Origin of the sequence: Flavobacterium sp. (genome assembly GCF_044371705.1) — a bacterium.
Classification (GTDB): domain Bacteria; phylum Bacteroidota; class Bacteroidia; order Flavobacteriales; family Flavobacteriaceae; genus Flavobacterium.
Window position 1 is genome coordinate 1 of record NZ_JBILTE010000136.1, and the last position, 6,796, is coordinate 6,796.

2 protein-coding genes, 1 other RNA gene and 1 pseudogene are annotated in these 6,796 nt (G+C 36.5%); 3 read left to right on the forward strand and 1 reads right to left on the reverse strand.

Annotated features, from left to right (window positions below; all coding sequences use genetic code 11):
- Positions 1-212, forward strand: a transfer-messenger RNA (tmRNA) gene (gene ssrA, locus ACIQ2S_RS09705); the annotation flags it as partial.
- Between the two features lie 268 nt (positions 213-480).
- A complete protein-coding gene (locus ACIQ2S_RS09710) occupies positions 481-2,703 on the forward strand; it encodes a cation:proton antiporter (RefSeq protein ID WP_396175423.1) in 2,223 nt (740 codons plus the stop codon).
- Positions 2,704-2,912: 209 nt separating this feature from the next.
- Here the strand turns inward: ACIQ2S_RS09710 and ACIQ2S_RS09715 are convergent, their stop codons facing one another.
- Positions 2,913-4,271 (reverse strand): alkaline phosphatase D family protein, encoded by a 1,359-nt coding sequence (locus ACIQ2S_RS09715; RefSeq protein WP_396175425.1) that lies wholly within the window; start codon positions 4,269-4,271, stop codon positions 2,913-2,915.
- A gap of 772 nt (positions 4,272-5,043) precedes the next feature.
- Here ACIQ2S_RS09715 and ACIQ2S_RS09720 point away from each other — a divergent pair.
- A pseudogene (locus tag ACIQ2S_RS09720) lies at positions 5,044-6,796 on the forward strand (hypothetical protein); the annotation flags it as partial.

Genomic DNA, 6,796 nt, shown 5'->3' on the forward strand with positions numbered 1-6,796 from the left:
TGGTTGGTCGCTGACCGCGTGCCGCCGCCGACTCAAAACAATAGCGAATGCGAATACAGAAGGCTGTGCCTGTATTCAAAGACTATTCAGCTAAGTATCTTATAGGTGGGTTCACTTCCGGTAAGGTACCGACAAAAAATGGTGAAATAAGCATGTAGAAAGCCAATGGTAGCGATGTTTGGACAGGGGTTCGACTCCCCTCGACTCCACAGAAGTTACGATTCAAAGATGTAAGTTCGGTCAGTTAGATGAATTGGCCGAACTTATTTTTTATCAACCGGCTTCATAGAATTATGCGACAGCAATATGCCCAAACATGTGGATGTTTAAGTGGAACATAAGGCATTTTAATAAATTTTTATGCGCTTCTTATTGTTCTCACAAATATTTTTACAATAGAATTGGAAAATCAACCTTTAGAAGCCGGTTATTATTAAATTCTACTATGCACACTTTCGCTTAAAAACTAATTTTCATTGTATGTCTCACCTCCCGGAATTAATCACTGATCTCGCATATATTCTGGGCGCTGCTGCCGTGGTCACCATTTTTTTTAAAAAAATAAAACAACCGGTTGTATTGGGCTATATCCTTGTCGGATTGTTAGTAGGGCCCAACATTAAATTTTTTCCGGGTATCAGTAGTCAGGAGCCAATCAAAATCTGGGCAGAAATCGGGGTGATTTTTTTATTGTTCACACTTGGTTTGGAGTTCAATTTTAAAAAGTTAATGAAAGTTGGGGGAGCAGCAGTAATAACCGGATTAACAGAATTAACCCTCATGTTTATACTGGGATTTGGACTAGGAAAATGGATGGGTTGGCCATTTATGGATTGTATATTCCTTGGAGGAATCATTTCTATTTCATCTACAACAATCATTTTCCGTGCCTTTGAAGAATTAGGGTTAAAATCTAAACAGTTTACCTCGTTGGTTTTTGGGGTATTGATTGTTGAAGACTTAGTAGCTATATTATTGATGGTTGTATTATCTACCGTTGCGGTCAGTCAGAATTTTCAGGGCTCAGAATTGATTTATTCAATTGTAAAATTGATATTTTTTCTTTGTTTGTGGTTCCTATTGGGTATCTTTTTGCTGCCTACTTTAATCAAAAAACTAGGTGCTTTTTTAAATAAAGAAACTTTATTGTTGCTGTCCATTGGTCTTTGCCTGGGAATGGTTGTTCTGGCAAATGAAGTAGGTTTTTCTTCTGCATTGGGTGCTTTTATTATGGGTTCTATCCTTTCCGAGACAAACCAGGTGCATAAAATAGAACAAGTAATTTCATCAATTAAGGATCTTTTTGGGGCCATATTTTTCGTTTCTGTGGGAATGCTCATTGATCCCTCCATTTTAGTTAATTATGCCGGCCCGGTTTTTTTGTTGACCATAGCATTGATCATGGGTAAATTCTTATTTATCACATCCGGAGCTTTGTTAGCTGGGAAACCTTTGCACCAATCTGTGCAAGCAGGTTCAAGTATGACACAAATTGGTGAATTCTCTTTTATTATTGCCACCCTGGGGTTAACATTGGGAGTAATCAGCGATTATTTATACCCCATAGCCGTTGGAGTATCAGTTCTGACTACCTTCATTACTCCTTTTATGATGCAGCTGGCAGATCCGATATATAGATTTTTGCAAAAAAAATTACCGACACAATGGTTAGAATTGATAGATCAATATAGCCGAAGTTCACAACTCATAGAGGGGAAAAGTAAATGGCGACTTTTGTTGCGTTATTATTTTCAACACTTGCTTTTAAATACAGTTGTCATCATAGGAATCATTCTCTTGACTTCCTACTTTATTGAACCTTTCCTCGAGAATTATCTTGGCACAACATTGTTTTCAAAATTGATAATCGCTTTCATGGGATTGTTATTGATGTCTCCATTCATTTGGGCATTGGCCGGAAAAAAAATTCAACGACATGTATATAAAGAGCTTTGGCTCGATCAAAATTATAACCATGGTCCTTTGGTTATGCTGGAAATAGTAAGAACCCTGATTGCTGTGTTACTTGTAGGTGTTCTGCTCCTACAGTTATTTCCTTTTTGGATCAGCCTCTGGGGAACAATTATCGTTTTAATATTGATTGGATTTTTATTTCGTCAGGGGTTACAAAAATTCTATGAGCGAATCGAGGGCCGTTTTTTGCACAATCTGCAAAATCAACAGATTGAAGAAAAAATTGTAAAAAAAGAAACACTTTCTACCTGGGATGCACATCTTACCAAATATGAAGTAAGTCCGACTGCCTTTTTCCTGGGAAAATCATTAGAAGAACTTCAATGGCGCGAAAAATACGGAATTAACATTGCATTTATTGAGCGAGGCGGCGTAATGAAATATGCGCCGGCTCGTACCGATAAAATTTTTCCTTATGATGTAATTGGTGCCATTGGAACGGACCAGCAATTGCTTGATTTTAGTAGTGTGATTTACTTTTCAGATTCCTCAAGTGCTGTTGAAGAAGATGATGTTGACGTTCAAAAGATTGTTATCGATGAGCACGTCAAGTTAAGTGGGAAAACAATCAAAGAATCGAATATCCGAGATTTAACGAACGGATTGGTGATCGGTATTGAAAGAAAAGGTACACGAATATTAAATCCATCTTCTGATACAATAATTGAGTGGGATGATGTTTTATGGATTGTTGGGAACAGGAAAAAAATAAGTTCATTGTTTCGATGAGTAATTTTTTTTCTCTGCCACTAATATATGATAGTACAACTTTGTGCGGTCTTTCAAATGAAATGACATCCTGAATAGTTTACCGTAAATTACCTGCCAATAGTAACCCCAAATGATGTAGACAGGGATGCATTATTCTACGAGGTATAAGCTTGAGCCAACATAATTGTCACCACTTAATTATCAAGCCGAAATTTTACCTGAAATCGCTAATTGGATGTTGTGAAATTCAAGTTTTTTGCCTGAATTGACCATGAGTTATAAATCTCCCCTTTCAAACCAATGAAGCTGACCTGCAGGGTGCGCTCTTTTCCCGTTCCGCTAATTGAAATACGAGCATAATTTTGATACTTATCTACACCAAGGATTCTATAGGAATTGTTTTTTTCTCGCTGATCAAAAACATGTGTGCCTGCTGTTAGTGGTGAAGAAGTAATATCATAAAGTGGGTACATACCAACATTTTTAACTTCAATTATTTCACTGTGATGGCGGTCGCCGGTTAAAAAAATGACTCCCGGAATTTTTGCTTCTTGCAAGAATTGTATAAAATCCTCATATTCTTTGCTGTATTTCCTGAACACATCATATGTTGAAATGGGGTTCAATACCTGACTTCCGGTTGCTATGATGCGGAAATTTATATTCCTATTGGATTTACTGGAAAGAAGGGCGTTTTTCAACCAGTCAATTTGTTCCTTTCCGAACATGGTTTTGTCCGGATTTGATTGACCATTACTAGAATCCCACCAATTGTCATTGGCCCTCCACCAACGATTGTCTAATAAAAAAAAATCCACATCATTCCAGGTGAACTGGGTATAGATGCCTTCATCTTTGTTGCCGTAACTCGGATTGGCCCAAAATTTCATAAATGCATCCCGACTGGTTTTTTTGAGGGGATAGCTCTTATCTGCATCATTCCAACCATAGTCATGATCATCCCAAATGGCGTAATGTGGCATAGATTGTAAAAATGGTTGCAAAATTTTTTGGGAACGATCTGTTGCAGGTCGTTTCATTAATCCCCAGTTACTGTAGTAATCTACTTCTCTGGTGTACCAGTTATCCCCAAGCCATAACATAAAATCTGCTTTTTCTTTAGCCATGGTTGCAAAAATAGAACTGTCACCTCCGTAAGGTCTTCCGGGTCTGTCAAATTTGGACTCATTGATGTAATTACAGCTGCCTGTTAAAAAAGAGAAATCAGGCGGATTAGTTCTCCATTGCCAGAGGGTCTGCGTTCTTACCTCACCTTTTGCAATGGCCGGTCCTTTCTTTACATAAACATAATAAGTATACATTTTTCCGGGTTCTAAACCGGTTAAATGCACTGTTGCAGTATTGAATTCTCCTCCCGGAAGTTTGACTTTTACTTGTTGTGCAGGTCTATCCGCCAAATTCGATTCAATGTATTGAACTGTGACTTCCTCGATACTATCTTCTAAGTGCATCCAAATAGTAGCTGTTCTGAATTCAACATGGCCTATCATCGGACCAGACACAATTTGTGCCATTGATAGGCAAGAAAGAAGAAAGGAGGATAAAAATAGTGTTGTTTTTTGCATGTGATTTTTTACGTTACAAATATGATTCAAATTGTAATGTAAAAATAGTGATTTGTTAAATGAAAATGATGGGACATACATTGATCGGAAAAAAAGTAACTCCAATCAATCAATTGATTAATCTCATTTTCAATTTATTCAATTTGTTGAAAGAGATAACCCAATTACGGGCTTTTTAAGAATCACCATGGTCCTAACTAAATAATCAGCTCCAATTTTAACAAGAAAACCCCGATTGCCATTTCAAATATTGTAAAAATATTCATCGGTATGATTAACGTTGAGTAATCAACATGTACTGTAAATAATCTTTATAATAGATCTTCCATTCAAACGGATTGGAACTGTTGCAGATACTTTCGTCCTTTTTTCAATACTTTTATTATGAGCAATACATGAATTGAAGAGCCCTCTATGCAGGATTCGTCATTTTCACTAATAGGTAGCCAAACACAAATCGCTGGCCCAGTGACAACTTTATATAGTATCCCCAATCAACTGATTGGTTTTGCCATTGTCATTGATGGATATACCGGGTTACAGTACGTTGAACAAACTTAGTAGTTTAGGAGACTTTAGCTAATAATTCATCAACCCGATCTTTCCTTATACTTGTTTTATCTTATAGCTGTAGATTAAGATATTATTCACTTAATATATTTAATTTACGTTACCATTCGATAAGCTCATTCACCGATTATTATAGACTGATATAATAATTATTTAATAACACTTCAGTTCATTACTTGCAAAGAGTACATTATATTTAAAGATGAAAAATTATATTTTTTTTGTTGTATGTCTTCTTATTTTAATTAGCAGTGCTTCTGCTCAGTGGAAGATGCATTCGCATAATGATTATAATCAGGAAAGACCTTTTCATTCAGCTTATAGTTTACAATTCAACTCCATCGAAGTTGATGTTTTTCTAATAGATGGTAGACTATGCGTTGCTCATGATAAAAAGGACATCGACTTATCCAGAACTTTTAATGACTTATATCTGAGACCATTGGATTCTGTTTCACGTATTCACCCGAAACGGGAGTTACAATTGTTGATTGATATAAAAACAGCATCAGTTCCAACGCTTCAGGAAGTTATTACACATCTTCGCAATTATCCTGATTTGATTGCAAATAAACATATCACATTTACCATTACGGGTAATAGACCTACAGTGGAGGAATTTCAATTGTATCCTGATTTTATACATTTTGATGGAAGGCCCGGAGAAATTTATACACAAGAAGCAATAAAAAAAGTTGCTTTAATAAGTGACTCTTATTTCAATTATGTTCGATCAGGAAAGTTTGATGAATCACTTGCCGGAGATGTAGTGAAGAAGGCACGTGCATTGGGAAAATCTTTTAGATTTTGGGCACAACCGGATCACATCAGTGGATGGAATCATATGTTAGCACTAGGAGTTGATTATATCAATACAGATAAGATTGAAGAACTGGCTCAATTCAAAAGTAAAAATACAGTTGAAGTGAAAGAAGAATTGATGAATCGTTCCTTTTTGCATGATTCATTAGTATTTATGCCATATAATAGGATTATTCAAAGTGCAGGAAAAGTGGTACGTTTTGGTTCTCCTCGTCAGGAAAATCATGCGTTGGATATTGTTCGGATACCCAATACTATGAAAGTTGTAGTGCAGGATCGGTATGGGATAGTTGCCATTGATACGAGTGGAAAAATAATTGACAGATTTAATTATCAATCTTCAGCAGTTTTTAAATCGCTCATGAGTACTTATTCAGGCATCCAATCTTTTCTTCGGGGAGATACTACCTGGATAATTTGGTCAGCTGCTGCCAAGAAAGATGCCTATCTGATGTACGCCATATGGAAAAATGAGACTTTTCAACATATCGGCGGATATAAAATTGAAAGAAACATTCCGGCTGAAAATGCCATTCCTAATGAATTATTGTATGATGCAAAAGAATCTGTTGTTTATCTGGTTTTAAATGGTAATAATCAGGTAGTTAAACTTTCCTGGCCTGATAAGCAACTAATTTGGCAAAAACCGAGTGGTGGAATTGCTCCTTATGGTATTGCCAGGTCAAATCAAAAATTATACGTAACGAACTGGGCAGGTCCAATTGCAGCAGATTCGAGTAAAGAAAGAGCCGGTGTTCCCTGGGATCTGGCGTACACTGATCCAAGAACAGGTGCAACTGCCATGGGAACAGTTTCAATACTTGATGAAAAAACAGGAAATATTTTGGGTGAAGTAAAAGTAGGTCTGCATCCCAACGTTATAAAATCTTCTCCCGATAAAAGATTTTTATTCGTGGCGAATGGTAATAGCGATGAAATTTCAGTAATAGATACAAAAAAAAATCTGTTAGTTGAAACAATTCCAATTGGATTATTTCAACATGGTTTTGGTATGTCGGGGAGTTCTCCGGTTGGCTTATCGATTGATAGGAATAATAAACTCTACGTATCCAACGGAATGGACAATGCGATTGCTGTAGTATCATTGGGTCACAAATTATCAAATAGAGGAA